Genomic DNA, 3,267 nt, shown 5'->3' with positions numbered 1-3,267 from the left:
TCATCCCCACCTGGAACCGCGCCGACAGCCTGGCGGTAGCCATTCAAAGTACTTTGAATCAGACCTACCCCGTGCTGGAAGTACTCGTCTGCGACGATGGCTCGACCGACCATTCGCGTTCGGTTGTAAACGGTTTTGCTGATGCTCGGGTCAAATGGATATCCGGCGAGGCGTCGGGCGGCCCGGCCAAACCCCGAAACAGGGGCATCGGCCTCAGCCAGGGCAAGTGGCTGGCTTTCCTGGACAGTGACGATAGCTGGTATCCCGAAAAACTATCCCGGCAGTTGGAATATGCGATCAAAAAAAATCTCAGGGCCGTTTGCACTAACGCTGATCGACACGTAGCGAGCAAGGCGACCGAGATATTTCACAAGCCGGAGCGGATTGCGAAAGCTAACATTGACGATCGCCTGCCCTTCGAAAAGCTAGTGAATGTCAACTACGTGGTTTGTAGTACTGCGCTTGTGCATCGTGATCTCGTGGCTTTGGCCGGGGGATTTCCCGAAGCAGCCGACCTGCGGGCGGTGGAAGATTACGCACTTTGGCTTCGTGTGGCGGCCTATGCGCCGTTTGGTTATCTCAACACGCCCCTGGCTTCTTATTCTGATGACCCGCTGCAAAGTATTCGGCGGGACGACGACACCGAGCGAATACAACAGCAGAAAATAAGGGCAGCTCTGGGCAATCTATTGGAATGGAATAAACAGACTCGGACGCTGTCGGCAGAACAGGTATCTTTGGTTCGGAAGCGCATCCTGACTTCCCGGACTTCTCCCCTGCTCCGCCTGTACGGGCGATTTCGGCGGAAACTGGATTCCCTGCTCCGCTTCTGACGATGGAAATAAATTTATGCGAAAGTTAAGACTGCTCCTATACCACTTTTCCCTCTTGCCTCGCTTGTTTTCTACGTATACGGCGTTGAGAAAAATATCCATACACACTCGTCTGTTCTGCTTCTTTCCTTTTTACCAGACGGGTGGCTCCGAGCAGGTACACGCCGACATTCTGGGAAGCGTGAGTACCGAAAGAGGGAAAGAGGAAGTGGTCATTTTTTTTACAAAAACATCCCGGTCGACTACTTTTAAAAATCACTTCCAATCTATGGGGCATTGCTTCGAGCTTGCCGCGCTCGACCGCTCCAGATTTCGTCATTTTTTAGTGAAGACGATTGCCCGGATTATCAATCGGTCGAACAACCCGACGGTCTTCGGGGCCAACGCTACTTTTGTGTACGAATTGATCCCATACTTGCACGAATCGATTAAGATCGTGGATCTCACACATTCCTTCGTCCCGGAATCTGACTACCCCGTCGAGCGGGCAAGCCTGCCTTATGTCGGTCGGCTGGCAACTCGGGTAGTAATAAATGGTAAAACGAAGCAAGACTACGCGAACCTGTACCAGGCAGAGGGCGTACCGGATGATGCCCTCAACAATATACTTGTCGTTCATAACAAGCTGAACTACCCTTATTGGGATTTGGCCCAAAAGGATTATAGCCTCCCACCGCTGAAGGTACTTTTCGTAGGCAGGAACAGCCCTGAGAAGCGGATTGGTCTGATTGCGCGCGTGGCCCACGCCCTTCGCGATGAGCCCGTAAAGTTTACCTTTGTAGGGCCAGACTTGGAAAGGGCTACGGCTTACGCCACGCGATCAAATTTGCACTTCATGGGTGAGCTCACCGATTCAGAGGCGCTGGCAAGAATTTATCAGGAGCATCATGTGATCCTGATTGCCTCCCGCCGGGAAGGGTTTCCGCTAGTGCTGGCCGAGGGAATGGCCCACGGCGCAGTACCTGTATCGACCGATGTAGGAGGGATCAGCCATCACGTGCAGGATGGAAAAAATGGCTTTTTGGTTGAAAATAGCGAAGACGCAAACCTTATAGTGCAGGCCATCGTCACACGGTTGCGGTATTTGGTTGATCATCCAGAAGTACTACCCAAGTTGGGCGAAGCTGCTCAGACGGAGGCGTACCGTAGTTTTGCACCAGAGGTATTTGATCGTACTTGGAGGGAATTGCTAACCAGCTAAACTATGCACGAGGTACCAGCCAAAAGAATTATAATCATCCTACCACACACAGGCAGCGGCGGCGACTCCCAAGTGATTCTCAATTTGCTCTCCGCTTTGCGTCCTCATTCCATTGAGTTTCACATCCTGACTTCCCAGCGCGGCGACCTACATACCGATTTCGCGCGGTACGGACATCTCCACACCTTCCCGCTGGACGACACCCGCTTTATCAGGCGGCTGTTCAGGCGATTTTTCATGTCTTTTTTCGTGGCTTTGAAAAGGCGCTACGGCCATTATTTGATAAAAAAGCTCGACCCGGACTTGCTTTACATCAATACGGTAAATGAGCATGAGTTCAGCCAGGCTGCCCTGCGGTCAGGCAAAAAAATGGTCGTCCACCCACACGAAATGGGCTTCGTAGTGACGCAGCGAATGCGCGGCAGTTGGATCGAGGAGTTGATGCTACGCGCATACACGGTGGTCAGCCCGGCGGTGGCAGTTTCGGAGTTTTATTGCGATGTGTTCGGTGTGGAAGAGAGCAAAATCCGGTTGATCCACGAAACCGTCAGCGACATGCGGCTCAGCCGTCTTCCGGGGCCGAATCTGCGAGAGCGATTAGGTATCAAGCCGGACACTATACTGGTTGGTTCGGTTGGCTCGGTCATTTACCGCAAGGGTGTAGATACGTTCCTGCGCGCCTGTCTCATCCTGCGCGAAAAGCTACCGGAGCAACAATTGGTTTTCCTGTGGCTGGGCGGAAAGCCCGAACTACTCAAAAGCCAACCATACTACCGGGCGCTGCAAAAAAGTATCGTGCGTCACGACCTGTCCAACTGTTTTCGGTTGCTACCTCATAAGGCCGACGTAGCCGACTTCTACGCCGAACTGGATATATTTGCCCTCCCCTCCCGTATGGAAGCCTTCCCTCTGGTGGTACTGGAAGCACTACTAGCCCAAAAACCCGTAGTAGCGATGGACGTAGCTGGGGTTAGGGAGGTGGTTGACTCCGAAACGGGTTATCTTGTCAAAGACCGTACGCCCGAGGGGCTGGCTGAGGGAATTCTTTGTTTGATCAATAGCGAGAAGCGCCGCCGTCAGGCAGGAATCAACGGCAGGAAACGCGTACTGGAGAAATTCGAGAGCAGCGTACAGGCTCCCAAATGGCTGGATATTCTGGAAAATACATGAAAATTGCCTTCGTCGTCTCCTTCTTTGACTTCCGTAACGACGTGCGGCGGGTGATCGCCGAGG

General features: G+C 52.9%; 3 protein-coding genes. All 3 read left to right on the top strand.

Annotated elements, in window-relative coordinates; all coding sequences use genetic code 11:
• A partial coding sequence (locus ACEW8P_RS03995; RefSeq protein ID WP_373511819.1) for a glycosyltransferase family 2 protein occupies positions 1 to 833 on the top strand: 833 nt, incomplete at its 5' end.
• Positions 834 to 1,101: 268 nt separating this feature from the next.
• The gene (locus ACEW8P_RS03990; RefSeq protein WP_373511818.1) at positions 1,102 to 2,034 is read left to right on the top strand and encodes a glycosyltransferase family 4 protein; all 933 of its coding nucleotides are present in this window, start codon (positions 1,102 to 1,104) and stop codon (positions 2,032 to 2,034) included.
• A gap of 3 nt (positions 2,035 to 2,037) precedes the next feature.
• Entirely contained in the window at positions 2,038 to 3,204 is a 1,167-nt protein-coding gene (locus tag ACEW8P_RS03985; RefSeq protein ID WP_373511817.1) for a glycosyltransferase family 4 protein, read from the top strand.
• Positions 3,205 to 3,267: the final 63 nt, after the last annotated feature.

Source organism: Persicitalea sp. (genome assembly GCF_041751555.1).
In the GTDB taxonomy this organism is placed as follows: Bacteria; Bacteroidota; Bacteroidia; order Cytophagales; family Spirosomataceae; genus Persicitalea.
Note: the sequence above shows the minus strand (reverse complement) of the source record. Positions and strands in the feature narration are given on the sequence as shown.